The sequence below is a fragment of the Streptomyces sp. NPDC001514 genome (assembly GCF_053597075.1).
Map to the genome: position 1 here is coordinate 69,857 of NZ_JBSFHO010000028.1, position 24,720 is coordinate 94,576.

General features: G+C 69.8%; 21 protein-coding genes and 2 pseudogenes. 11 read left to right on the forward strand and 12 right to left on the reverse strand.

From position 1 onward, the window contains the following. The first annotated feature begins 26 nt into the window (after nt 1-26). The 3 genes from ACWCXB_RS26070 to nhaA all read left to right on the forward strand — a co-directional run bounded on the left by ACWCXB_RS26070 (nt 27) and on the right by nhaA (nt 6,369). The gene (locus ACWCXB_RS26070; RefSeq protein WP_450726003.1) at nt 27-2,522 is read left to right on the forward strand and encodes a bifunctional SulP family inorganic anion transporter/carbonic anhydrase; all 2,496 of its coding nucleotides are present in this window, start codon (nt 27-29) and stop codon (nt 2,520-2,522) included. A 203-nt stretch (nt 2,523-2,725) separates the two neighbouring features. Then, nucleotides 2,726-4,681, forward strand: coding sequence for an acetate--CoA ligase (gene acs / locus ACWCXB_RS26075; protein WP_450726004.1), 1,956 nt, complete (start codon nt 2,726-2,728; stop codon nt 4,679-4,681). A gap of 290 nt (nt 4,682-4,971) precedes the next feature. Beyond that, the gene (gene nhaA / locus ACWCXB_RS26080; protein ID WP_450726006.1) at nt 4,972-6,369 is read left to right on the forward strand and encodes a Na+/H+ antiporter NhaA; all 1,398 of its coding nucleotides are present in this window, start codon (nt 4,972-4,974) and stop codon (nt 6,367-6,369) included. A gap of 64 nt (nt 6,370-6,433) precedes the next feature. On the opposite strand, the pseudogene ACWCXB_RS26085 reads toward nhaA, so the two are convergent. Then, nucleotides 6,434-7,154 (reverse strand): annotated as a pseudogene (locus tag ACWCXB_RS26085) (tyrosine-type recombinase/integrase); the annotation flags it as partial. Nucleotides 7,155-7,220: 66 nt separating this feature from the next. Further along, nucleotides 7,221-7,427: a DUF2180 family protein gene (locus ACWCXB_RS26090; protein WP_450726007.1), complete on the reverse strand. Its 207-nt coding sequence runs from the start codon at nt 7,425-7,427 to the stop codon at nt 7,221-7,223. A gap of 174 nt (nt 7,428-7,601) precedes the next feature. Between ACWCXB_RS26090 and ACWCXB_RS26095 the strand changes: the two are divergent. The 4 genes and pseudogenes from ACWCXB_RS26095 (at nt 7,602) to ACWCXB_RS26110 (ending at nt 9,972) form a co-directional block, all read left to right on the forward strand. Continuing rightward, nucleotides 7,602-7,810: pseudogene (locus tag ACWCXB_RS26095) on the forward strand (LexA family protein). Nucleotides 7,811-8,105: 295 nt separating this feature from the next. After that, the gene (locus tag ACWCXB_RS26100) at nt 8,106-8,621 is read left to right on the forward strand and encodes a phage holin family protein (protein WP_450726009.1); all 516 of its coding nucleotides are present in this window, start codon (nt 8,106-8,108) and stop codon (nt 8,619-8,621) included. After that, the gene (locus ACWCXB_RS26105) at nt 8,618-9,598 is read left to right on the forward strand and encodes an alpha/beta fold hydrolase (RefSeq protein ID WP_450726011.1); all 981 of its coding nucleotides are present in this window, start codon (nt 8,618-8,620) and stop codon (nt 9,596-9,598) included. Before ACWCXB_RS26100 ends, ACWCXB_RS26105 begins: the two co-directional genes overlap by 4 nt. A 194-nt stretch (nt 9,599-9,792) precedes the next feature. Next, on the forward strand, nt 9,793-9,972 hold the full coding sequence (locus ACWCXB_RS26110; protein WP_351229644.1) for a hypothetical protein: 180 nt from the start codon (nt 9,793-9,795) through the stop codon (nt 9,970-9,972). A 102-nt stretch (nt 9,973-10,074) separates the two neighbouring features. Here the strand turns inward: ACWCXB_RS26110 and ACWCXB_RS26115 are convergent, their stop codons facing one another. The 3 genes from ACWCXB_RS26115 to nth form a co-directional block, all read right to left on the reverse strand. Continuing rightward, the gene (locus ACWCXB_RS26115) at nt 10,075-11,274 is read right to left on the reverse strand and encodes a MarP family serine protease (protein ID WP_450726013.1); all 1,200 of its coding nucleotides are present in this window, start codon (nt 11,272-11,274) and stop codon (nt 10,075-10,077) included. A 141-nt stretch (nt 11,275-11,415) separates the two neighbouring features. Then, the gene (locus tag ACWCXB_RS26120) at nt 11,416-12,111 is read right to left on the reverse strand and encodes an NUDIX hydrolase (RefSeq protein WP_450726015.1); all 696 of its coding nucleotides are present in this window, start codon (nt 12,109-12,111) and stop codon (nt 11,416-11,418) included. A 91-nt stretch (nt 12,112-12,202) separates the two neighbouring features. After that, the gene (gene nth / locus ACWCXB_RS26125; protein ID WP_450726016.1) at nt 12,203-13,075 is read right to left on the reverse strand and encodes an endonuclease III; all 873 of its coding nucleotides are present in this window, start codon (nt 13,073-13,075) and stop codon (nt 12,203-12,205) included. A 322-nt stretch (nt 13,076-13,397) separates the two neighbouring features. Between nth and ACWCXB_RS26130 the strand changes: the two genes are divergently transcribed. Then, a complete protein-coding gene (locus ACWCXB_RS26130; protein WP_017947815.1) occupies nt 13,398-14,072 on the forward strand; it encodes a Crp/Fnr family transcriptional regulator in 675 nt (224 codons plus the stop codon). A gap of 155 nt (nt 14,073-14,227) precedes the next feature. On the opposite strand, the gene ACWCXB_RS26135 is transcribed toward ACWCXB_RS26130, so the two are convergent. The 6 genes from ACWCXB_RS26135 to ACWCXB_RS26160 form a co-directional block, all read right to left on the reverse strand. Further along, nucleotides 14,228-15,112: a prohibitin family protein gene (locus ACWCXB_RS26135; RefSeq protein WP_450726018.1), complete on the reverse strand. Its 885-nt coding sequence runs from the start codon at nt 15,110-15,112 to the stop codon at nt 14,228-14,230. Nucleotides 15,113-15,215: 103 nt separating this feature from the next. Continuing rightward, a complete protein-coding gene (locus tag ACWCXB_RS26140; protein WP_450726020.1) occupies nt 15,216-16,046 on the reverse strand; it encodes an MBL fold metallo-hydrolase in 831 nt (276 codons plus the stop codon). After that, nucleotides 16,043-16,918 (reverse strand): NUDIX hydrolase, encoded by an 876-nt coding sequence (locus ACWCXB_RS26145; RefSeq protein ID WP_450726021.1) that lies wholly within the window; start codon nt 16,916-16,918, stop codon nt 16,043-16,045. Before ACWCXB_RS26145 ends, ACWCXB_RS26140 begins: the two co-directional genes overlap by 4 nt. A gap of 81 nt (nt 16,919-16,999) precedes the next feature. Further along, entirely contained in the window at nt 17,000-19,531 is a 2,532-nt protein-coding gene (locus ACWCXB_RS26150) for a PQQ-dependent sugar dehydrogenase (protein ID WP_450726022.1), read from the reverse strand. A gap of 265 nt (nt 19,532-19,796) precedes the next feature. Continuing rightward, nucleotides 19,797-20,267 carry a RidA family protein gene (locus tag ACWCXB_RS26155; protein WP_450726023.1) on the reverse strand — a complete coding sequence of 157 codons (471 nt, stop codon included), beginning with the start codon at nt 20,265-20,267 and terminating at the stop codon, nt 19,797-19,799. Further along, nucleotides 20,264-20,422: a DUF4177 domain-containing protein gene (locus ACWCXB_RS26160; protein WP_017947820.1), complete on the reverse strand. Its 159-nt coding sequence runs from the start codon at nt 20,420-20,422 to the stop codon at nt 20,264-20,266. Before ACWCXB_RS26160 ends, ACWCXB_RS26155 begins: the two co-directional genes overlap by 4 nt. 118 nt (nt 20,423-20,540) lie before the next feature. Here ACWCXB_RS26160 and ACWCXB_RS26165 point away from each other — a divergent pair, with 118 nt between their 5' ends. Both ACWCXB_RS26165 and ACWCXB_RS26170 read left to right on the forward strand, forming a co-directional pair. Beyond that, nucleotides 20,541-21,515 carry an ArsA family ATPase gene (locus ACWCXB_RS26165; protein WP_450726025.1) on the forward strand — a complete coding sequence of 325 codons (975 nt, stop codon included), beginning with the start codon at nt 20,541-20,543 and terminating at the stop codon, nt 21,513-21,515. A gap of 3 nt (nt 21,516-21,518) precedes the next feature. Next, nucleotides 21,519-22,853 (forward strand): ArsA family ATPase, encoded by a 1,335-nt coding sequence (locus ACWCXB_RS26170; protein ID WP_450726027.1) that lies wholly within the window; start codon nt 21,519-21,521, stop codon nt 22,851-22,853. A gap of 175 nt (nt 22,854-23,028) precedes the next feature. Here the strand turns inward: ACWCXB_RS26170 and ACWCXB_RS26175 are convergent, their stop codons facing one another. Then, complete coding sequence (locus ACWCXB_RS26175) at nt 23,029-23,373, reverse strand: WhiB family transcriptional regulator (protein ID WP_266381103.1); 345 nt, start codon at nt 23,371-23,373, stop codon at nt 23,029-23,031. Nucleotides 23,374-23,834: 461 nt separating this feature from the next. Between ACWCXB_RS26175 and ACWCXB_RS26180 the strand changes: the two genes are divergently transcribed. Further along, nucleotides 23,835-24,536 (forward strand): hypothetical protein, encoded by a 702-nt coding sequence (locus tag ACWCXB_RS26180; RefSeq protein WP_450726029.1) that lies wholly within the window; start codon nt 23,835-23,837, stop codon nt 24,534-24,536. Nucleotides 24,537-24,720: the final 184 nt, after the last annotated feature.

Genomic DNA, 24,720 nt, shown 5'->3' on the forward strand with positions numbered 1-24,720 from the left:
GCGCTGCCCCGGAGGAGACGGGAACCATGTCTGCCTGCGTCCCCTTTCGTGCGAACGGCCACGACCGCGACAAGCCCGAAGATCGCGGTACGGCCTCCGCCAAGTCCACCCCCACACCGGCCACCCCCACCTCTGCCGGCACCCCCCGCTTCCAGCGCCCGCACAGTCCGCCGGGGCAGGCGCCTGAGCAGGCTCCCGAGGCGCAACAGCCTGAGGACCGCCGGCCCGGGGGTCGGCGCCCCAAGGGGCACCGTTCCGGCTTCCGGATCTCCGGCGCCGATCTGTCCGCCTCGATCAGCGTCTTCCTGATCGCGCTGCCGCTGTCCCTCGGCATCGCCCTCGCCACCGGTGCGCCCCTCCAGGCGGGCCTCGTGGCCGCCGCCGTCGGCGGTGTCGTCGCCGGGCTGCTCGGCGGATCCCCGCTGCAGGTCAGTGGGCCCGCGGCGGGACTCACCGTGGTGACGGCCGACCTGATCCAGCGCTACGGCTGGCGCACCACCTGCGCCATCACCGTCCTCGCCGGCCTCACCCAACTCGCGCTGTCCACACTGCGGGTGGCCCGGTCCGCCCTGGCCGTCAGCCCGGCGATCGTGCACGGCATGCTGGCCGGTATCGGCGTCACGATCGCCCTCGCACAACTCCACATCGTCCTCGGCGGCACCCCGCAGAGCTCGGCGGTCGACAATGCCCTCGGACTGCCGAGCCAGTTCGCCGCTCTCCATCCCCCCGCGCTCTCCGTCAGCATCCTGACCGTCGCCATGCTGCTCGCCTGGCCGCGTATCCCGGGGCGCACCGGCCGGGCCGTACGGAAGGTCCCGGCCGCGCTCGCGGCCGTTGGCGCGGCGACCGCCCTGGCCGTGGCCGCCGGGCTCAGCCTGCCCCGGGTCGATCTCCCGTCCTGGCGCAGCCACGCCCTGCCCGAGCTGCCCGAGGGGCCGGTGCTCGGCATCGCCGCCGCCGTCCTCACCATCACCCTGGTCGGCAGCGTCGAGTCCCTGCTCTCCGCGGTCGCCGTCGACAAGCTGATCGCCGGCCGCAAGCAGCCCGCGGTCCGCATCCCGCGCGCCGACCTCGACCGGGAACTGACCGGGCAGGGCGCGGCGAACGTGGTGTCGGGCGCGCTCGGCGGGCTGCCGATCACCGGTGTCGCCGTGCGCAGCGCCGCCAATGTCTCGGCGGGGGCTGTGAGCCGCCGCTCGACGATGCTGCACGGGGTGTGGATCGCGGTCGCCGCACTGCTGCTGGTGTCCGTCCTCGATCTGATCCCGCTGGCCGCCCTGGCCGCCCTCGTGATGGTCGTCGGCGTCCAGATGGTCAACATCACGCATCTGCGCAGCGTGCGGCGGAACCGCGAAATGCTGGTGTACGCGGCGACCATGAGCGCCGTTGTCCTCACCGGGGTGCTGGAGGGCGTTGCCATCGGGATCGCGGTGGCGGTCGCGGTCGCGCTGCACCGGCTGACCAGGACCCGGATCACCACGGAGGAGCGCGAAGGGGTCCACCGGGTCCGGGTGCGCGGCCAGTTGACGTTTCTTGCCGTGCCACGGCTGAGCCGGGTGCTGGGGCAGGTTCCCCATGATGCCGACGCCGTCGTGGAGCTGGACGGCTCCTTCATGGACCACGCGGCCTTCGAGGCACTCCACGACTGGCAGGCGGCCCATGAGGCGCAGGGCGGGACGGTCGCGTTCACCGGTCGCTCCGGGGGCCGGATCGCCGAGCCCGCCTCCGCGTCGCACGCCTGCTGCCGGCCCTGGACGCCCTGGCGGAACCACCACTGCGGCGAACACCCCGTCGCCGCACCCGAGCAGTGGCCGGTGCCGCCCAAGCACCAACTGGCCAGCGGGCTCAGTTCCTTCCAGCGCAATACGGCGCCGCTGGTACGGGACGAGCTCGCGCGGCTGGCGCGCGAGGGCCAGCGCCCGTCCCAGCTTTTTCTGACCTGCGCCGACTCCCGCCTCGTCACGAGCATGATCACGGCAAGCGGTCCGGGCGATCTGTTCACCGTGCGGAATGTGGGCAATCTGGTGCCCCGGCCCGGTGAGGAGCGCGGGGACAACTCGGTCGCGGCGGCGATCGAGTACGCCGTGGATGTGCTGCAGGTGGACTCGATCACCGTCTGCGGCCACTCCGGCTGCGGGGCGATGCAGGCCCTGATGGCCGGCCCGCCGGCCGGCGCGGACGCCCAGACCCCGCTGTGGCGCTGGTTGCGCCACGGGCGGCCCAGCCTCAAGCGGATGGCGTCGCGGCACCACTCCTGGGCCAGGATCTCCGGGCGGCTGCCCGCCGATGCGGTGGAGCAGCTGTGTCTCACCAATGTGGTCCAGCAATTGGAGCATCTGCGCGCGCACGAGGCCGTGGCGCGGCGGCTCGCCGAGGGCACGCTGGAGCTGCACGGGATGTACTTCCACGTCGGAGAGGCCCAGGCCTATCTGCTGGCGGGCGGCGAGGAGACGGACCGTATCGACGAGGTCTTCGACCGGATCACCGCCGTACCGCCGGCGCTGGAGGACACTCCCGCCTGACCGTTCGTGCGCCCTGAACCATTCAGGTGCGCCATACGTGAGAACGTATGGCCCCTCCTCCCCACCGCCCGGGGATGAGGGGCCACCCGTTCCAGACAGGTCTAAACCAATTCCCGGCAGGCTCTTGTCACCCGGGCATCTGGCTGATGAGCTATGGCCTGGGACACATAGGCACATAGGACGCCCTGGGAAAGGGAGATGTCGTGAGCAACGAAAGCCTGGCCAACCTGCTCAAGGAAGAGCGGCGGTTCGCGCCGCCGGCCGAGCTGGCCGCGAACGCCAACGTCACGGCCGAGGCGTACGAGCAGGCCAAGGCGGACAGGCTTGGCTTCTGGGCCGAGCAGGCCCGGCGGCTCACCTGGGCCACCGAGCCGACCGAGACCCTCGACTGGTCGAACCCGCCCTTCGCCAAGTGGTTCGCCGACGGCAAGCTCAACGTGGCGTACAACTGCGTGGACCGCCACGTCGAGGCCGGCCACGGTGACCGCGTCGCGATTCACTTCGAGGGCGAGCCGGGCGACCACCGGGCCCTCACCTACGCCGAGCTCAAGGACGAGGTCTCCAAGGCGGCCCACGCCCTGACCGAGCTGGGTGTCACCAAGGGCGACCGGGTGGCCGTCTATCTGCCCATGATCCCCGAGGCCGTCATCTCGATGCTCGCCTGCGCGCGGATCGGCGCCGCGCACTCGGTGGTGTTCGGCGGCTTCTCCGCCGACGCCATCGCCACCCGCATCGAGGACGCCGACGCCAAGCTCGTCATCACCGCCGACGGCGGCTACCGGCGCGGCAAGCCCTCCGCGCTCAAGCCCGCCGTCGACGAGGCCATCAACCGCGTGGACCGCGTGCAGCACGTGCTCGTCGTACGCCGCACCGGCCAGGACGTGGCCTGGACCGAGGGCCGTGACGTGTGGTGGGACGACATCGTCTCCCGCCAGTCGGCCGAGCACACGCCGGAGGCGTTCGACGCGGAGCACCCGCTCTTCATCCTCTACACGTCCGGTACGACGGGTAAGCCGAAGGGCATCCTCCACACCTCGGGCGGCTATCTCACCCAGGCGGCCTACACCCACCACGCCGTCTTCGACCTCAAGCCCGAGACCGATGTCTACTGGTGCACCGCCGACATCGGCTGGGTGACCGGCCACTCGTACATCACGTACGGACCACTGGCCAACGGTGCGACGCAGGTGATGTACGAGGGCACGCCCGACACCCCGCACCAGGGCCGGTTCTGGGAGATCGTGCAGAAGTACGGCGTCACGATCCTCTACACCGCGCCGACCGCGATCCGTACGTTCATGAAGTGGGGAGACGACATCCCCGCCAAGTTCGACCTCTCCAGCCTGCGCATCCTCGGCTCGGTCGGCGAGCCGATCAACCCCGAGGCCTGGATCTGGTACCGGGAGCACATCGGCGCCGGAAAGACCCCGATCGTCGACACCTGGTGGCAGACCGAGACCGGCGCGATGATGATCTCTCCGCTGCCGGGCGTCACCGAGACCAAGCCGGGCTCCGCCCAGCGCGCGCTGCCCGGTATCTCCGCGACCGTCGTCGACGACGAGGCGCACGAGGTGCCGAACGGCGGCGGTGGCTATCTGGTCCTGACCGAGCCGTGGCCGTCGATGCTCCGCACCATCTGGGGCGACGACCAGCGGTTCATCGACACGTACTGGTCCCGCTTCGAGGGGAAGTACTTCGCGGGCGACGGAGCCAAGAAGGACGACGACGGCGACATCTGGCTGCTGGGCCGGGTCGACGACGTCATGCTCGTCTCCGGACACAACATCTCGACGACCGAGGTCGAGTCCGCGCTCGTCTCCCACCCGAAGGTCGCCGAGGCTGCGGTCGTCGGCGCTGCGGACGAGACGACCGGCCAGGCGATCGTGGCGTTCGTGATCCTGCGCGGTACGGCGAGCGAGGACGAGGGCCTCGTTGCGGAGCTGCGCAACCACGTGGGCGCCACGCTCGGCCCGATCGCCAAGCCCAAGCGGATCCTGCCGGTGGCCGAGCTGCCGAAGACCCGTTCCGGCAAGATCATGCGCCGACTGCTGCGCGATATCGCGGAGAACCGTCAACTCGGCGATGTCACCACCCTCACCGACTCCTCGGTGATGGACCTCATCCAGTCCAAGCTGCCGACCGCGGCCTCGGAGGACTGACCGGCCCCGAGGGACCGGACCCGAACCCGGACAGGGCCCCGGACCTGGCCCGGGACCGGGCCCCGAGAAGAGCCACCCCCGAAAAGAGACAGACCGTCAGCAGGGCACCCGGCAATACGCCGGGTGCCCTGTTTGTCACCTTTGCCTCTAAAGTGAAGATCGCCGGGTCGCCTTGCGCCCTTAGGTAAGCTAAGGACCGCATCAAGAGCGCGACAAGAAGAACTCAGGTGAGCCGGGAAGTCTGGTCGGCATGTGCTGTGCCCTGCCCGAACGACCGGAGGTTCTCACCCGTGGCCGCGCCCACTCCCCCGACCCGTAAGTTCCTCGGCCGTCTGTCGCTCCCCGAGCGGACCTTCGTGACGGATGCACTGCGCACCGAGACCGTCGGTGGCGTACTGCTCCTGGGCGCCGCGATCATCGCCCTCATCTGGGCGAACACCCCGCTGGGCGACAGCTACGACGCCGTGAGCGACTTCCACATAGGCCCGGCCGCACTCGGCCTCGATCTCTCCCTCCAGCACTGGGCCGCCGACGGACTGCTCGCCATCTTCTTCTTCGTCGCCGGTATCGAGCTCAAGCGTGAGCTGGTCGCCGGCGAGCTGCGCGACCCCAAGGCCGCGGCGCTCCCCGTCATCGCCGCGGTCTGCGGCATGGCCGCACCGGCGCTCGTGTATGCCCTGGTCAACGCCACGGGCGGCGGCTCCATGGACGGCTGGGCGGTGCCCACCGCCACCGACATCGCCTTCGCGCTCGCCGTCCTCGCGGTCATCGGCACCTCGCTGCCGTCCGCGATCCGGGCCTTCCTGCTCACCCTCGCGGTCGTCGACGACCTCTTCGCGATCCTGATCATCGCGATCTTCTTCACCGACGACCTGAACTTCGCCGCGCTCGGCGGCGCGGTCGTCGGCCTGGGCGTCTTCTGGCTGCTGCTGCACAAGCGCGTCCGCGGCTGGTACGTGTACATCCCGCTGGCCCTCGTCATCTGGGGCCTGATGTACAACAGCGGCGTCCACGCCACCATCGCCGGTGTCGCGATGGGCCTGATGCTGCGCTGCCACCACGAGAAGGGCGAGGAGCACTCCCCCGGTGAGCACATCGAGCACCTCGTACGGCCCATCTCGGCCGGGCTCGCCGTGCCGCTGTTCGCGCTGCTCTCGGCCGGGGTGAGCGTCTCCGCCGACTCGCTCCACGATGTCTTCAGCAGGCCCGAGCCACTGGGCGTCGTCCTCGGCCTGGTCGTCGGCAAGACCATCGGCATCTTCGGCGGCACCTGGCTCGCCGCACGCTTCACCAGGGCCGAGCTCAACGACGATCTGGCCTGGCCGGACGTGTTCGCCGTCGCCGCGCTCGCGGGGATCGGCTTCACCGTCTCCCTCCTCATCGGCGAACTGGCCTTCGAGGAGAACGTCACCCTGATGGGCGAGGTCAAGGCCGCGGTCCTGATGGGCTCGCTGATCGCAGCCGTGTTCGCCGGTGTGCTGCTCAAGCTGCGCGTACGCAAGTACCAGGCCCTGTACGAGGAGGAGGAGCGCGACGAGGACCGGGACGGCATCCCCGACATCTACGAGCAGGACAATCCGGAGTACCACCTTCGGATGGCCGCGATCTACGAGGCGAAGGCCGCGGAGCACCGGCGCAAGGCGGAACTCGCGGGTGCGTCGCGCGGCGACGGCGACAGTCCGGCATGATCTGAGTGCAACAGACCATAAGAAAGCCCCCTACCAGCGGATTTCCCGCCAGTAGGGGGCTCGGTCATGCCGCCTGGGCCGTCTCGGGGCCGTCGTTCGCCTCACTGCCCGTCCGTAGACGCTGTCCACCGCCTTCCGGGTGCGTCCCTCACTGCTGGGCATGAGGTGCGTGTACGTCCGGAGCGTGAACCCCGGGTCGCTGTGCCCGAGGTACTGACTCAGAGCCTTGATGTTCTCCCCCGCGTCCAGCAGCACGGATGCGTAGAAGTGGCGCAGTGCGTGCATGCCGTGCTCGGGAGCCTTCTCGTAATTCACGCCTGCCGCCTGGGTGAGGATGACTCCAGCGCTTGCCAGAGCAGGTTTCCAGGCTCGCAGGTTGAAGGCGTTGCGCCGGATGGCTTGCCCCTCGCTCTTCGTGAAGAACAGCGTCTTGGTCACGGGCGGTCCGTCGGGCTCGCGCCACGGGAGGGTGATCTCCACAGGCGGATAGGTCGTCATGTGGATCGCCAGAGCTTCGCCTACCGCCCCGGGGAGCTGGACGTCCCGCTCCTTTGCACCCTTGGGGGATGCGAAGACCGGCCCCTTACGAGCTTCACCTGATAGGCCACGTGCAGCCAGCCACCGAGGAAGTCAGCTTCGTCGGTGGGAAGTCCGAAGATCTCCCGGTACCGGCCGGGGAGACCGGCGCGCACGGCGAACACCCACCCGGCAGGCCACGGCTTGACCCGGGTCGGCGACGGCTTGGGGGCCTTGACGGACTCAGCTCGGCAAGGATTCTTCGGCAGGCCTTGCTCGGCGAAGGCCCACAGTCCGCGCCGTCCCCACCGAGATCTCAAACGCGGTCTCATGTCTCAGACGCTGAGTTCCGACCGACGGCAAGCGGGACACACGACGCGCCGGGCGGGCATCTCCCTGATCGACTTGCCCATTCCCGCCTCTCTCTGCATCTGATGCGTCTCGACATGCATGTGGCTTGAACAGAGAGCCACTCCGCATTCGCGGCATACAGCCACCGCTGTGGTGGAACGTTTGAGAGAGTGACACTCGTAGCAATCCATCACTGACCAGATCCCTTTGTCGCCGTTGGCCCGCCCTCCCCGGGCATCGGCGACTGCTTGTTCCCTTTAGTCCCGCTCATACCCATTCGGCACGGACCTATTGCGCCGAGGCTGTTACAGTCCACCGGCCTGAGGGCCTTGCGCTCAAAATCGAACGTGTGCGCCCATTGCTATGTGAACAACCTCACCGACCGCCAGCGCCGCATCCTCGCCGCCATCCGCGACCACATCACAGAGACGGGCGAGGCCCCACCCTGCGCGAGATCGGTGCGGCCGTAGGACTGAGCAGCAGCAGCTCCGTGCTATACCAGCTCCGTCGGTTGGAGCAGACCGGGGCGCTTGCCCGAGACCGCTACCGTCCAAGATCGGTCCGCATGTCCTGACCGGTGGCTCACACAGCGCGCCGCCCGCCCGGCAGGTCACGGATTTGTGGATGAAACCGCTGTTGCTGAGGGGATGCCGTCCATTCGTTGAGCGGACTTCGGGAGCAAGCCGGGCCGTCTGTGGGCCGTCTGAGGGCCGCCAAGGGTGACCGGCGACGACCAACGTTCACCACCCCGCGGCACTCCAGGAGCAGGCAGAGCCATAAGGCCCCAGGCAACGCAAAATGCTCGACAGTCCGGCATGATCTGACTTCTGATCCGACGCAGAGATGACGCAGAGATGAGGGAGTCAGCGATGAGCGACCCCGGCAGGAGCCCGGCCCGCGCCGGCGACGCCGTCGAAGCCGCAGGCGACACGGTCGGACCGGTCCGGCTGGCCGACACGGACCGGAGCATCGGCCAGCTGGTCGCATTGGCGACCGCGGAGATGTCCGCGCTGGTGCACGACGAGATCGCGCTGGCCAAGGCGGAGATCCGGCAGGACGTCAAGCGCGGTGTGACGGGCGGCGTGTCCGGTACGGTCGCGGGTGTCCTCGCGCTGTTCTCACTGCCCGTGCTGAGCTTCGCCGCCGCGTACGGGATCCACAATCTGGGACTCGGACTCGCCTGGTCGTTCCTGATCGTGGGTGCGGCGTTTCTGCTGCTGGCGGCACTGGCGGCGCTGCTCGCCGCCGCCAAGTTCAAGAAGGTCAAGCCGCCGGAGCGGTCCATCGCCTCGGCCAAGCAGACCGCGGCAGTGCTGCAGAACGTCAAGCCGCATCCCCGTCAGGGCCAGGACTCGTCCGCCGCTGTGGCACGCTCATCTGCATGACGGCCCCTGATACGAGCCCCGGCGCCAACGGAAACGGCCCTCACACCGGCAATGGCACCGGCGCCAGCAACGGCAGCCCCGTACGCATCGATGGTCCCTGGACCCACCGCGACGTGGCGGCCAATGGTGCGCGCTTCCATATCGCGGAGCTCGGCGACGGGCCACTGGTGTTGCTGCTGCATGGCTTCCCGCAGTTCTGGTGGACGTGGCGGCATCAGCTGACCGCGCTCGCCGACGCGGGGTTCCGGGCGGTGGCGATGGATCTGCGCGGTGTGGGCGGCAGCGACCGGACGCCGCGGGGTTACGACCCCGCGAACCTCGCGCTCGACATCACCGGCGTCGTCCGCTCCCTCGGTGAGCCGGACGCGGCGCTGGTCGGCCATGACCTGGGCGGGTACCTCGCCTGGACGGCGGCCGTGATGCGGCCCAAGCTGGTGCGCCGGCTCGCGGTCTCGTCGATGCCGCATCCGCGCCGCTGGCGCTCGTCAATGCTGGGCGACTACGCGCAGAGCCGCGCCGGTTCGTACGTCTGGGGCTTCCAGCGGCCGTGGCTGCCGGAGCGTCAGCTCGTCGCGGACGACGCGGCGCTGGTGGGCAAGCTGATCCGGGAGTGGTCCGGTCCGCGGGCGCCCGAGGACGACGCGGTCGACGTGTACCGCCGGGCGATGTGCATCCCGTCGACCGCGCACTGCTCGATCGAGCCGTACCGGTGGATGGTGCGATCGATGGCCCGTCCGGACGGCATCCAGTTCAACCGCCGTATGAAGCGCCCGGTGCGGGTGCCGACGCTGCATCTGCACGGCTCGCTCGACCCGGCGATGCGCACACGCAGCGCGGCGGGTTCGGGCGAATACGTCGAAGCGCCCTACCGCTGGCGCCTCTTCGACGGACTCGGCCACTTCCCTCATGAGGAGGACCCCGTCGCCTTCTCGACGGAACTCATCAACTGGCTCAAAGACCCCGAACCCGACCGCTGACCCGGAACCCCCTGCCGGCCGGACCGCCCGGACGTCGCGCCCGCGGCCTACCGGGGCCGGCCGCCGGGGCTCGGGGGCCGTACCCCGGGAAGTCATGGAACGTCCGTTCTGCGAACGGGCATTGCCTCGCGCATAGGCCAATTGGCGGGCCCCGATGCGGTTACCGACCTTGGGGCACGGGCACACGTCGGGGTATGGGCTGGACGCACGACTACGGTGACACAGCACGCAACTCCCGCTCGGCCTCCGCGCCGATCAGCCACGAGAGGGGCGGCCCACAGGCACAGGGCCACGATCCCCGGCTCGGGATTCCCCGTATCCTCCGCCGCAGGGCGCGCTGGGTCTCGGCGCGGCTGCGCCATACACGCGGCTGACGGGCCTCGGCCGCGTACCGGCCGCCTCACGTACGGGCCTCGGCCGCGCCGCGCACCGCCGCCTCGCGTACGGGCCTACCGCCTCACGGCGTAGCTACCGCGTCACAGCGCGCAGGCCTGACTGTCGACCTGCTGGTTGGCGGTGGCGCCGAACGTGATGTCGTCGCGGATCTCATCGGCCGTCAGCGCATAGCCGGTGTTCGCGTCGTCGAGCGAACGGGCGAAGATCACTCCGTACACCTCGCCGTCAGGGGTGAGCAGCGGTCCGCCCGAGTTGCCCTGGCGGACCGTCGCGAACAGCGAGTAGACATCGCGGCGCACCTCGCCGCGGCGGTAGATGTCGGGGCCGTTGGCGTCGATACGGCCGCGGACGCGCGCGGAGCGTACGTCGTACGAGCCGTTCTCCGGGAAGCCCGCGACGATCGCGCTGTCGCCCGTGCGGGCGTCGGCGTCGGTGAACCGCAGCGGCGGCGCGTCGAGGTCCGGGACGTCCAGGACGGCGATGTCGCGCTGCCAGTCGTAGAGGACGACCGTCGCGTCGTACCGCCGGCCCTCACCGCCTATCTGGACGGTGGGCTCGTCGACTCCTCCGACGACGTGCGCGTTGGTCATCACGCGGCGGGGGGCGAAGACGAAGCCCGTGCCCTCGAGGACCTTGTTGCAGCTCGGGGCCGTACCGACCACCTTGACGATGGAGCGCTGGGCGCGCGTCGTGACCGGGCTGTTGACGAGCGCCGGGTCGGGGGCGCGGACCTCGGTGATGGGCTCGTTGGCGAACGGGCTGAAGACCTGCGGCAGGCCGTTCTGCGCGAGCGCCGAGGAGAAGTCGGTGAACCAGGTGGACGCCTGAGTGGGCATCACCCGGGAGACGCCGAGGAGGACCTTGGAGTTACGGACCTCCTTGCCGAGCGTCGGCAGGGAGGTGCCCGCGAGGGCGGAGCCGATCAGCCAGGCGACGAGGAGCATCGCGACGACGTTCACGAGCGCGCCGCCCGTGGCGTCGAGAGCGCGGGCGGGTGACCAGGTGATGTAACGGCGGAGCTTGTTGCCCAGGTGCGTGGTGAAGGCCTGGCCGACGGACGCGAAGACGATCACGATCACTACGGCGACGATCGCGGCGGTCGTGGAGACCTCGGCCTCGTCGGTCAGCTGGTCCCAGATCAGCGGGAGCAGATATACGGCGACGAGTCCGCCGCCGAGGAAACCGATCACCGACAGGATGCCGACGACGAAGCCCTGGCGGTATCCGATGATCGCGAACCATACGGCCGCGACCAGCAACAGGATGTCCAGCACGTTCACCGTCACTAGCCTCGCAGTTTCGTCGTCCGGCACTCCGTCCGGCGGGAGTCGTGTCCCCGGGGGTCGGGGGTCGGGGATCCCGGGGCTACGCGGCGGAGCCGCCAGTGTCGCAGTCCCCGGGGTGACACGTGGTCAACCGTCTCATGACCGCCAGTCGAGCGGGACCTGCTTCGCACGGTCCCACGGCCGCTCCCAGCCGGCGAAGTGGAGGATGCGGTCGATCACACCGGCGGTAAAACCCCAGACCAGCGCGGATGCCACCAGGAACGCGGGGCCGCGGTGGCCGCTCGGGTGGATGGTCATCGCACGGTTCGCCGGGTCCGTGAGATCCGCCACGGGGACCGTGAAGACCCGGGCGGTCTCGGCCGGGTCGACCGCGACGACCGGGCTGCGGTCGCGCCACCAGCCGAGGACGGGGGTCACGACGAAGCCGCTCACCGGGATGTAGAGGCGGGGCAGCACGCCGAAGATCTGGACCCCGGACGGATCCAGGCCGGTCTCCTCCTCGGCCTCACGGAGGGCGGCGCGGAGCGGGCCGGTGGTGGCGGGGTCGCCGTCCTCGGGGTCGAGGGCGCCGCCGGGGAACGACGGCTGGCCGGCGTGCGAGCGGAGGCTGCTCGCACGCTCCATGAGCAGCAGGTCCGGGCCGTGGGGGCCGTCCCCGAAGAGGATGAGCACGGCGGACTGCCGGCCGCCGCCGCTCTCGGGCGGCAGGAACCGGCTGAGCTGCTCCGGAGCCACGGTCCTGGCGGCACGCTCGACCGGCTCCAGCCAGTCGGGCAGACCGTCGCTCGTCACGGCCAGCTCGCCGTCGTACATCTCATCCGTGCGTGTCATGGGCACCCCCGTCGTGTGCAACGCGTTCGGTGACCGGGATCGTTCCATCCCGTCCGGTCACACACCGGTCCGAAGCCTCCGGGACACGCCGTCACAAGGCCCCCAGGGGCGGCGCCGGCTTGCCCGGGTAGTCCGGCGGGGGGTTCAGGCGCTGGCCCGGATAGCCGCCCATCTCGTACTTGAGGAGCTTCTTCGCCTTATCCGGGTCGGTCTCGCCCTCACCGTAGGACGGGCACAGGTGGGCGATCGGGCAGGCGCCGCAGGCGGGTCTGCGGGCGTGGCAGATGCGGCGGCCGTGGAAGATCACCCGGTGGGAGAGCATCGTCCACTCGCTCTTGGGGAAGATCGCGGCGATCTCGGCTTCGATCTTGACCGGGTCGTCCTGGTCGGTCCATTTCCAGCGGCGGGCGAGCCGCATGAAGTGGGTGTCGACGGTGATGCCGGGGACCCCGAACGCATTCCCCAGGACCACGAACGCCGTCTTGCGGCCCACGCCCGGGAGCGTCACCAGGTCCTCCAGGCGGCCCGGGACCTCGCCGCCGAAGTTGTCCCTGAGGGCCGTGGAGAGGCCGATCAGGGACTTCGCCTTGGCACGGAAGAAGCCGGTGGGCCGGATGACCTCCTCCAGCTCCTCGGGGACGGCCGCGGCCATGTCCTCGGGGGTCGGGTACTTCGCGAAGAGAGCGGGCGTCGTCTGATTGACCCGCAGATCGGTCGTCTGGGCGGACAGGACCGTCGCCACGAGCAGCTGGAAGGGGTTCCGGAAGTCGAGCTCGGGGTGGGCATACGGATAGACATCGGCCAGCTCGCGGTTGATCCGGCGGGCGCGGCGCACCATCGCCAGACGCGATTCCGGCTTCACCGCGGACTTCGGCCTGGCCGCCGCAGACTTCGACGCGGACTTCGACGCGGACTTCGAAGAGGGCTTCGACGCGGACTTCGCAGAGGGCTTCAAGGGCTTCACAGACGCCCCTTTTGCCCCTTTTGCGGCCTTTGCTGGTGCAGGCGAAACCTGTTCGCCCACAGCGGAATTCTGCTCCCCTGACACTCTTCCGGCCCCCTTGGCCTGCACTCCCACCGGCGAATTGGACACCCGGCCAGCCTAAGGGCCACCACCGACATCCGCCCCGGGCCTGGCCGATCGCCACCCGATTCAGGCCCTGACGCACAACCGGACACGCCGGTGCGTCAAACTTGTGTTGGACCCTTGTGATCGATCGCACTGTTTTCCTGTGCGGCATCATGGGGACCACCGTCCCCTGAGCAGGTCGACAAGGAGAGAACTCGTGGACGACGTTCTGCGGCGCGCCCCGCTCTTCGCGGCGCTCGATGATGAGCAGGCCGCGGAGCTCCGCGCCTCGATGAGTGAAGTGACGCTCGCCCGCGGCGACGCTCTCTTCCACGAGGGCGACCCCGGCGACCGCCTTTACGTGGTCACCGAAGGCAAGGTCAAGCTCCACCGCACCTCCCCCGACGGCCGCGAGAACATGCTGGCGGTTCTCGGCCCCGGTGAGCTGATCGGCGAGCTGTCGCTGTTCGACCCGGGCCCGCGTACGGCCACCGCGACCGCGCTCACCGAGGTCAAGCTCCTCGGCCTCGGCCATGGCGACCTCCAGCCCTGGCTGAACGCGCGCCCCGAGGTGGCCACGGCCCTGCTGCGCGCCGTCGCCCGCCGGCTGCGCAAGACCAACGACCAGATGTCCGACCTGGTCTTCTCCGACGTGCCCGGCCGTGTCGCCCGCGCGCTCCTCGATCTGTCGCGCCGCTTCGGCGTGCAGTCGGAGGAGGGCATCCACGTGGTGCACGACCTCACCCAGGAGGAGCTGGCCCAGCTCGTCGGCGCCTCCCGCGAGACCGTCAACAAGGCGCTGGCGGACTTCGCGCAGCGCGGCTGGCTCCGTCTGGAGGCCCGCGCGGTGATCCTTCTGGACGTGGAGCGGCTCGCGAAGCGCTCCCGCTAGTCGTCGCCACGCGCACAAGCGCGAACGAGCGGGTACGAGCGCGTACCGGCACGTACGGACACGCACAAGCCCGCACGAATACACATGAATACACACGGATACGCACGAAGGGGCCGCCCGGCAGTTCGCCGGGCGGCCCCTTCGCGTACGTACGATCAGCGCTTGCTGCCGTCCACGATCAGCGGGTTCCCGTTGCCGCCGCCGCACGGCACGGCGTACACCGGGTTCTTCGCCGCCGCCTCCTTGTAGGCGTCGATGCACTGGTTCATGAGGACCTTGTCCGTCAGCGACTCACTGAGGATCTTGTTCGCCCTGGCGATGCCCTCCGCCTCGATACGCCGCCGCTCGGCCTCGGCCTTCGCGGTGCGCGCCGCCTCCGTCGCCCGCTCCGTCGACTGCTGCTGCTGGATCTTGCGGTCGATCTGGTCCTGCAGCCGGTCGGACGGCTTCACATTGCGCAGGTTCACGGTGGTCACATCGATACCGCGCGGGGCCAGCCGCTCCTTGATGAGCCGACCGATCTCGGTGTTGATCCGCTCGCGGGCCGAGGCGTAGCCCTCCTCGCTCGTGTAGCGGGCGAAGACGTTGCGGATGATCTCCCGGCTGTCCGGGTAGACCAGCCGCTGCTGAATGGCGTCCTCACTGCCCGCCAGCTTGTAGAGCTCCACCGCCTTCGACGGGGTCACCGCCCACTTGACCGTGACCTCCACGTACATGACGCCGCCCTGGCTGGAGCGCACCTCGACGACGTCCTTGTCGGAGAGGTTGAGGTCGACCGGACGGGTCGAGAAGGTCGTGACGTTCGTGAAGGGCGACTTCACGTGCATGCCGGAGGTCATGGGCGAGCCGACCTTGCCGAAGGCGACCGGGACGCCGACCTCGTACGCGCTCACGACGTAGATCATGCTGGCGAGGCCCGCGAAGAGGCCGGCGATCAGCGCCGCCCCGGCGCCGATCACGAGACCGCGCCTGCCGCCGCGGCGGGCGACGAGGAACATCACCACGGCGGCGATGACGAGCAGGATGGACAGGACGAACACGGCTTCCCCCCAAGTGCGAAACGCTGAAAGTAAGCGGAGCGTAAAGCACGAGGAACGCGCCTCCCGGGGCGGGGGTCGTCGCCGCCGGCATCCGGCCGTGGTCCTAGATCAGGCCGTGCTCCCGCAGGTACTCCAGCTGCGCCCGTACCGACAGCTCCGCCGCCGGCCACAGCGACCTGTCCACGTCCGCGTACACATGCGCCACGACCTCGGCCGCCGTGCCGTGGCCGTTCTCGACGGCGGTCTCGACCTGGGCGAGGCGGGTGGCACGGTGGGCGAGGTAGTACTCGACGGCGCCCTGGGCGTCCTCCAGGACCGGGCCGTGGCCCGGGAGCACCACGTGGACGCCGTCGTCGACGGTGAGCGAGCGCAGGCGGCGCAGCGAGTCGAGGTAGTCGCCGAGGCGGCCGTCGGGGTGGGCGACGACCGTCGTGCCGCGGCCGAGGATGGTGTCGCCGGTCAGTACGGCGCGGTCGGCGGGCAGATGGAAGCAGAGGGAGTCCGCGGTATGGCCGGGGGTGGGGACGACCCGCAGCTCCAGGCCGCCCACCCGGATCACGTCACCGGCCGCGAGGCCCTCGTCGCCGAGGCGCAGCGCCGGGTCGAGGGCGCGGACCTTGGTGCCGGTCAGCTCCGCGAAGCGGCCCGCGCCCTCCGCGTGGTCCGGGTGGCCGTGCGTGAGCAGGGTCAGGGCGACCCGTTTCCCGGCCTTCTCGGCGGTCGCGACGACATTCCGGAGGTGTATGTCGTCGAGGGGGCCAGGGTCGATGACGACGGCGAGCTCGGAGTCCGGCTCGGACACGATCCAGGTGTTGGTGCCGTCCAGGGTCATCGCGGACGGATTGGGCGCCAGGACGTTGACCGCCCGCGCCGTGGCGGGCCCGGACTCGACGGCACCGCGCGGCTGCCCGGGGAGGGCTGAGGCGTAGCTCATCGGGGGCCTCCCGTCGGTCCCGTCGGGATGTGCTTGGTGAACTCGTCGTGGCCGGGCCAGCTGAGCACCAGCTCACCCTCCTCCAAGCGTGCCTGAGCGAGGATCGGGGCGAGGTCCTGTTCCACTGCCGCGGCGAGGGCGTCCGCGGCGGCCTCGTAGCGCCCGAGCGCCCGGAGGGTGGCGATCGTCGGCGGCATCATCAGCAGCTCGCCCTTGTCGTACCCGGCGGCCGCCTCCTCGGGCCTGATCCACACCGTGCGGTCGGCCTCCGTCGACGCGTTCCTCGTCCGCTGCCCCTCCGGGAGCGCGGCGACGAAGAACCAGGTGTCGAAGCGGCGCGGCTCGAACTCAGGGGTGATCCAGCGGGCCCACGCGCCCAGCAGGTCCGAACGCAGCACCAGACCCCGACGGTCCAGGAACTCGGCGAACGAGAGCTCCCGGTCGACCAGGGCCGCCCGGTCCGCCTCCCAGTCGTCGCCCGTCGTGTCCCCGACCACCGAGTCCGCGGTCTCGCCTGCGAGCAGGACGCCCGCCTCCTCGTACGTCTCACGGACCGCCGCACACACGACGGCCTGCGCGGATGCCTCGTCCTCGACCCCGAGTCGTGCCGTCCACTCGGCCAGCGGCGGGCCCGACCACCGGACCGGCCGGGAGTCCCGCTCGTCCACGCCGCCACCGGGATAGACGTACGCGCCTCCGGCGAAGGCCATGGAGGCGCGGCGGCGCAGCATGTGCACCGCGGGACCCTGCGGGGTGTCCTTGAGCAGCATCACGGTCGCCGCCCGCTTGGGGGTGACGGCGGTGAGCTCCCCGGCGGCGAGCGCCCGGATCCGGTCGGGCCATTCCGGTGGGTACCACTGACCATTGGACATGGGCGGATGCTATGCGTTCACGCCCGGATGTTCGAGGGGCGGCCGGTCCCGGGTCAGGGCACCGGCCACCCCTCGTCAGGCTCAGGTGGCCGCGTTCGAGTTGCCGCGGAGCTTCACGTTCGCCGTGCTCGCGTTCTTGATCGCCGTTTCGATCCGGTCCATGGCCGATCCCGACGTCACCCCCGGCACGGTGGTCGTGTCCAGCGCGTACAGCGTGAAGGTGTACGGGTGCGTCGAGCCGCCCGGGCAGGGCCCGAAGTACTTCAGGGAGTTGCCGCCGCTGCCCATGGCCTTCTGCTTCGCAGGGCTCTGGCCCGGGACGCCGTACCCCGAACCGAGGCCCTCCGGGAGCGAGAGCCTGGCCGCCGGGATGTCCCAGATCGCCCAGTGCAGCTTGTTGCCGCCGCTCGCGACGTCGGCGAAGACGATGGCGTACGCCTTGGCGCCCGTCGAACCCGCGCCCCAGGCCAGCGGCGGAGACGGGTCCTGGCCCGCCGTGCCGTCCCCGGCGCAGGTGTACTTCGCCGGGACGGTCGCGTTGTCGCTGAAGGCGGAGCTGGTCAGCTTGAACTCACCAGGGGTCGTGCCGCCCGAGTAGACGATGTCGATCCGCAGGATCCGGTCGTTCCCGGCGGTGCCGTCCTTGTCGGTCGACGTGGTCAGCCAGATGTCACCGTCGTGGTCGACCTCGACCGTGCGCAGCCGGTCGTACGTCCCCTGGAAGTACGTCTTCTGCTCGACCAGGTTCGAGGAGGAGTCGATCCGCATCCGGTAGACCCGCTCGCCGCGCGTCGTGGCCACGAAGACATGGTCGTTGATGATCGTCAGACCGCTGGGCGAGGCCGCGGACGTCGGCCAGGTCTTCTTGGGGGCGATGTAGCCGGAGCAGCTGCCGCTCGTGCCCTCGCAGTGGGGCCAGCCGTAGTTGCCGCCCTTCTGGATCAGGTTGACCTCGTCCATGACGCTGTTGCCGAACTCCGCCTGCCACAGCCGGCCCTTGGAGTCGAAGTCGAGTCCCTGCGGGTTGCGGTGGCCGAGCGACCAGACCGCGTTGCCGTACGGGTTGTCGGACGGGATCGAGCCGTCGGGGTTGATCCGCAGGATCTTGCCGTTGAGCGAGTTCTTGTCCTGCGCCCGGGACTCGGTCTGGGCGTCGCCCATGGAGGCGTACAGCTTGCCGTCGGGGCCGAAGCGGAGCCGGCCGCCGTTGTGGAACCTGCTCTTCTCCATGCCCTGGAGCAGCACCTTGTAGCCGCTGAGCGTGTTGCCGTCGAGGGTCATCCGGGCGATGCGATTGCCTTCGCTCGACGTGTGGAGGAAGTACAGATGGTGGTCGGTGGCGAAGGTCGGGCTGATCTCGATGCCCATGAGACCGCCTTCGCCGCCCGTGGTCTGGGAGTTGGGCACCTTGCCGACCAGCGTCTTCGTCCCGGACTTGGTCAGCTTGTAGACATTGAAGGTGTTGCGCTCGGTGTAGATGCCCGTGCCGTCGGGAAGGAAGCCGAGGCCCCAGGCCACGTCCACTCCGCTCGCGAGCGTGGAGACCGCCCCCGGGTCGGGGGTGCCGCCCGGCCGGCTGCCGGACGTCGTAACCGTGATCTCGGGACTGAAGCCGGACTTGTTGCCCTTGGCGTCGTAGGCCCTGACCTTGAACGTGTACGCGGTGTCGGGGGTCAGGCCCGCGACACTCGTCGTGTTGGTGTCGGAGGTTCCCGACAGGACCCCGTCGCGGTGGATCTCGTACCCCGCGACCTTCACGTTGTCGGTCGACGCGTCCCAGTCGAGGTCGATGGTGGTCGCGGTCTTCGCCGGGGAGCGCAGGTTCGCGGGCGCGGTCGGCGCCTCGTCGTCCGGCGGGGCGGGCAGGGTGGCGATGGTGACGGCGTTGCTGGCCACCGAGGCGTTGCCGGCCGCGTCACGCGCGAAGACGGTCCAGTCGTACGACGTCTCGGGGTCGAGGTTCTCGACGGTCGCCGCCGACGTCGTGCCGCCGACCTTCTTCATCAGCTGGCCGTGCTGGTAGATGTCGTAGGCGGTGACGCCCACGTTGTCGGTGGCCGCGTCCCAGGCGAGCGACACGGTGGTGGCCGTCGGCTCCTTGTCCTTGCGCAGATCGGTCGGCGCGGTGGGGCGCTCGGTGTCGGCGGGGCCGGTCGCGGTGACGGACAGGTTGTCGAGGTTCGGTCCGTCGACGCCCGACGTGGTCGCGCGGATCTTGTTGCTGCCCGCCTTCAGTGCGGCGTTCACGGTGACGTTCCGCCAGGTCGTCCAGGCGCCGGTGGCCGGGAAGGACCGGTCGTCGGCGACGGTGACGCCGCCCACGGCAATGTCCAGCGGGCGGTCGGCGGTGGCGGCGGCGTAGCGGAAGTCGAGCCTGGCGTTGGCGGCCTGCGCCGAGTCGACGGTGAACTCGACGTACGCGCCTCTGACGGCCGCGAAGTTGACGAAGCCGGTGCCGGAGAAGCCGGTGTGGTTGGACTCGACGGCGCCCTGCGAAACGGTGGCGGCCTCGGCCTCGTACCGGACGGCGGCGGTGGCGGCCGCGGGCTGCCCGGTCGAGCTCGGGCTTGGGCTCGGCAGCGCCACGGTTAACGCCGCGGTGGCCGCAGCCATGAGGGCACCGACCGCTCGGCGCGGCCTGTGGGGGATTGGTGCCACGGGGTCCCTCCCGATTCAGATGGATAGGAAAGGTTCCTAACTGTGAACAGGTCACACCCGTGGACATGATCACGTCAAGAGAGCCGGCAGAGGATTACCGGAAGGGCGCCGAGAGAGCGCCGAGGGATGGCCGAAGACATGAGTACGGCCCCGAGCCCGCCCGGAAAGGGTGGACTCGGGGCCGTGTTCGTACTGACCGGCTGTTCAGCCGACCGGAGACTCAGTCCTGGACGAGCTCCACCTGGATCTCGACCTCGACCGGAGCGTCCAGCGGCAGCACCGTGACGCCCACCGCGCTGCGCGCGTGCACACCCTTGTCGCCGAGCACGGCGCCGAGCAGCTCGCTCGCACCGTTGACGACACCCGGCTGGCCGGTGAAGTCGGACGCCGACGCGACAAAGCCGACAACCTTCACCACACGCGCAATACGGTCCAGATCGCCCGCGACCGACTTCACGGCGGCCAGCGCGTTCAGTGCGCACGTGGCGGCGAGCTGCTTGGCCTCCTCGGCGGTCACCTCGCCGCCCACCTTGCCGGTGACCGGAAGCTTGCCCTCCACCATCGGGAGCTGTCCCGCGGTGTAGACGTACGGGCCGGACTCCACGGCCGGCTGGTACGCGGCCAGCGGCGGCACGACCTCCGGAAGCGTCAGGCCGAGCTCGGCGAGCTTCGCCTCGACGGCGCCACTCACGACTTCTCCCGCTTCAGGTATGCCACGAGCTGCTCGGGGTTGTTCGGGCCGGGGACGACCTGGACGAGCTCCCAGCCGTCCTCGCCCCAGGTGTCCAGAATCTGCTTGGTCGCGTGCACGAGAAGGGGCACGGTCGCGTATTCCCACTTGGTCATGGAGCCGACTGTAGCCGCATGGACCGGATGCCTCATGCGTAGCCCACGGGCAGCCTCACACCCTGCCCAGGGGCAGCCTCGTGCGTAGCCTGCGCGGCGACTGGTTAGGCTCGAAGACGTGAGCAGGCTTCAGGTCGTCAGCGGCAAGGGCGGTACCGGTAAGACGACGGTCGCCGCGGCCCTCGCGCTCGCCCTCGCGACCGAGGGGAAGCGCACTCTCCTCGTCGAGGTCGAGGGCAGGCAAGGAATCGCACAGCTCTTCGAGACGGAGGCGCTGCCGTACGAGGAACGCAAGATCGCCGTCGCCCCGGGCGGCGGCGAGGTCTTCGCGTTGGCCATCGACGCGGAACGGGCCCTTCTCGACTACCTCCAGATGTTCTACAAGCTGGGTTCGGCGGGCCGGGCGCTCAAGAAGCTCGGCGCGATCGACTTCGCGACGACGATCGCGCCCGGAGTACGGGACGTGCTGCTGACCGGCAAGGCCTGCGAGGCCGTGCGCCGCCGTGACAAAAAGGGGCAGTACGCCTACGACCACGTCGTCATGGACGCCCCGCCCACCGGCCGGATCACGCGCTTCCTGAACGTCAACGACGAGGTGGCGGGTCTGGCGAAGATCGGCCCGATACACAATCAGGCCCAGGCCGTGATGCGGGTCCTCAAGTCTCCGGAGACCGCGGTCCACCTGGTGACCCTGCTGGAGGAGATGCCGGTCCAGGAGACCGCCGACGGCGTCGCCGAGCTGCGCGACGCGGATCTCCCCACCGGCAAGGTGATCGTGAACATGGTGCGGCCGCACATCCTCGACGAGGAGGCGGTGCGGACCGCGGCGACGGCCGGCCGCCGCAAGGACATCGCCAAGTCGCTGACCGCGGCGGGCGTGGGCGGCGCGGCCAGGCTGGTGAGCCCGCTGCTGTCGCAGGCCGCCGAGCATGCCCAGCGCGTGGAGCTGGAGCGCGAGCAGCGCGCCGTGCTCGCCGGTCTCGATCTGCCGACGTACGAACTCCCCCTGCTGAGCGAGGGGGTCGATCTGGCCGGGCTGTACCAGCTGGCGACCGAACTGCGGAAGCTCGGTGTGAACGGGGAGAACGGATAACGCATGACGCCGTCCATGACGCAGGGCATCGCAGGCATCGCGGGCATCGCGCTGCAGGACACACCGCTGCTGGACATCGATCCGCTGCTCGACGACCCGGGCACCCGCATCATCGTCTGCTGCGGCGCCGGCGGCGTCGGCAAGACGACGACCGCGGCTGCCCTGGGCGTACGCGCGGCGGAGCGCGGCCGCAAGGCGGTCGTCCTCACCATCGATCCGGCGCGCAGGCTGGCCCAGTCGATGGGCATCGATCTGCTCGACAACACCCCACGCCGGGTGGACGGCATCAAGGGCGACGGCGAGCTGCACGCCATGATGCTCGACATGAAGCGCACGTTCGACGAGATCGTCGAGACGCACGCGGATCCCGCGCGGGCCCGCGCGATTCTGGAGAACCCCTTCTACCAGTCCCTGTCGGCCGGCTTCGCGGGCACGCAGGAGTACATGGCGATGGAGAAGCTGGGGCAGCTGAGGGCGCGCGACGAGTGGGACCTGATCGTGGTGGACACTCCGCCGTCACGGTCGGCGCTGGACTTCCTGGACGCGCCGAAGCGGCTCGGGTCCTTCCTGGACGGCAAGTTCATCAGGCTGCTGATGGCCCCGGCGAAGATGGGCGGCCGGGCCGGGATGAAGTTCCTGAATGTCGGTATGTCGATGATGACCGGCACGCTCGGGAAGCTGCTGGGCGGCCAGTTGCTGCGTGACGTACAGACGTTTGTGGCCGCGATGGACACGATGTTCGGCGGGTTCCGTACGCGCGCGGACGCCACGTACCGGCTGCTGCAGGCGCCCGGCACGGCGTTCCTCGTGGTCGCCGCCCCGGAGCGGGACGCCCTGCGCGAGGCGGCGTACTTCGTGGAGCGGCTGGCGGCGGAGGAGATGCCGCTGGCCGGGCTGGTGCTCAACCGGGTCCATGGCAGCGGCGCCGCCCGGCTGTCGGCCGAGCGGGCTCTCGCCGCCGCAGAAAATCTTGATGAGGGCCGCATTGTGGATCAGGAGGCCGGGAAGGCTGGTCCTCGTGACTCCACGGGCTCCTCTCCCGACTCTCCCGCCGTGGAGTCTGCGCCCGACGTCGCCGACGCACCTGACGCACCCGACGCCTCCATGGCGCATCCGCCTCCCACATCACAGCTGACTGCGGGTCTGCTCCGTCTGCATGCCGAACGGATGCAGGTGCTCGCGCGCGAACAGCGCACGCGCGACCGCTTCACCGCGCTCCACCCCGAGGTGGCGGTGGCCGAAGTGGCCGCCCTGCCGGGCGATGTGCACGACCTCGCAGGACTTCGGGCCATCGGTGACCGGCTCGCGACCGGCGGTTCCCCGGTCGGAGCTGCGTAAGACGTACGGGTCGTACGGCCCGTGCGGGACGCGCGGGACGCGCGGGCAGGACGTACGGCTGCGGGACGCTCGCGAGGAACGCAGCCGGGACCGCACCGCGTACCGTGCACTTCGCGTCGCGTGCCCCGTACTTCGACCGCGCGCCGCCTACCGCCTAACCGCTAGCCGCTAGCCGCTAGCCCACTGCCGCGTACGTCTCGTACGTCTCGTCGTCCTCCAAGCCCACGGGCAGGATGCCCGCGCTCCGCTCGTACTCGGTACGTGCGGTCTCGAGCAGCCGACGCCAGGAGGTGACGGTGGGTCGCCTGCGCAGCAATGCGCGCCGCTCCCGCTCGGTCATGCCACCCCATACGCCGAACTCGACGCGATTGTCGAGCGCGTCGGCCAGGCACTCGGTCCGCACCGGGCATCCGGTGCACACCGCCTTGGCCCTGTTCTGCGCCGCTCCTTGTACGAACAGTTCATCCGGATCGGTAGTGCGGCAGGCTGCCTGCGCACTCCAGTCGGTTACCCAGCCCATGCCGGCGCCGTCCTCTCCCGAATCGAGGCTCCCCCACGGCGGCAGCGGCATATTCACCGCTGCCAGTTGAGGACGTTACGGAAGGTGGGCACAGCGCAACACCCCCTTCGGGCCCAATCTTGAATGGCCCGAACGGACTATGCGTACGCGGCAGATCACCCAGGGGAGTGACCTGAGGGCATACGTAATAATTCCGACAAATCAGGGGCAGTGGAATCGGGCGACAGGGGGAGGTCTTCGCCTCGGTCGTCTCAGGAATGTCTCAGGGTGTCGCGGGGATGTGGCGGGGTATTGATACGCAACCGCACTGCTGTGACAGTTGGGAGCAGCTTAGGCCAAGGCATATACGCGTGTCCGGCGAATGAGAACGTAGACACCTCACGTTGCTATGCCGTCAAGCCGCCCAGCCCCGAGAGCTGGGGTAGTCGAACAGTCCTGACCGGCCAGGGGAGAATCCCGGCATGGTGATGGCACGACACCGGTACTCCTCCTCGCCCGTCGTGGACGGGCATCCGCTCCTGGACGAGCCGGGCTTCTGGCCGGCGTACTTGGCGGACCTGTCCGAGGGCTTCGCGCCGGAGGCCTTCGGCTCGGACGCAGGCGACGCAGACGCCATGTTGGACAGGCTCCACGACCCGTCGGCATGGCCGATGTTCACGGTGCCCCTGACAGGCGGCTTCTCGATCGTCGTGCACTACAACAGCGGCGAAGCATTCACCACCGCGGACTACTTCCTCACGCACCCCGACTGGAGTCAGGACCTCGTGCTGGCCAGCGACGACCAGGACCGTATCGGCCCGGGGCTGTGCTGGCCCGAGGTCGCCGCACTGCTCGAGGCGCCGGCGGACGCCGCAGGCGTCACAGACCCTCACGCCAGACTCCTTCTCCTTCTTCCGATTCTGGGCGACGCCGCAGTCCCGGCAGATGCCGTGGCAGCCGTCGTCCGGGCCCTGGTCGCGCAGGGTGCTCCCGAGCCGAACGAGCCGTTGGCCAGGCGCCTGCTTCAAGGACAGCCCATGTGGGGTGCCCAGGAATGGTGGTTCGACGCCGACGAGCGGAGCTGGATCTGCGAAGGGGATCACAGCCCTCGCAAGGTGCCCTTGGGCGACCACCTGCCCGAGCAGCAGCGGGCCGCTCTCGACGGCTGCCTCACCCCCAATTGACCGGCTCAGGCAGCACTCGGGACAGCCGTGGTAGAGCGGGACGCCGAAGGCGAGCGATTCGTCGACCGCCACCACCATGAGCACCAGGCTCGCGCACCGATCTACGTTGAGGCCTCGAGGACCCGGCTGCACCTGATGTCACGGTCTGGTACTCGAACGCTCCGAGGAACCCCTGCCCCTGCGG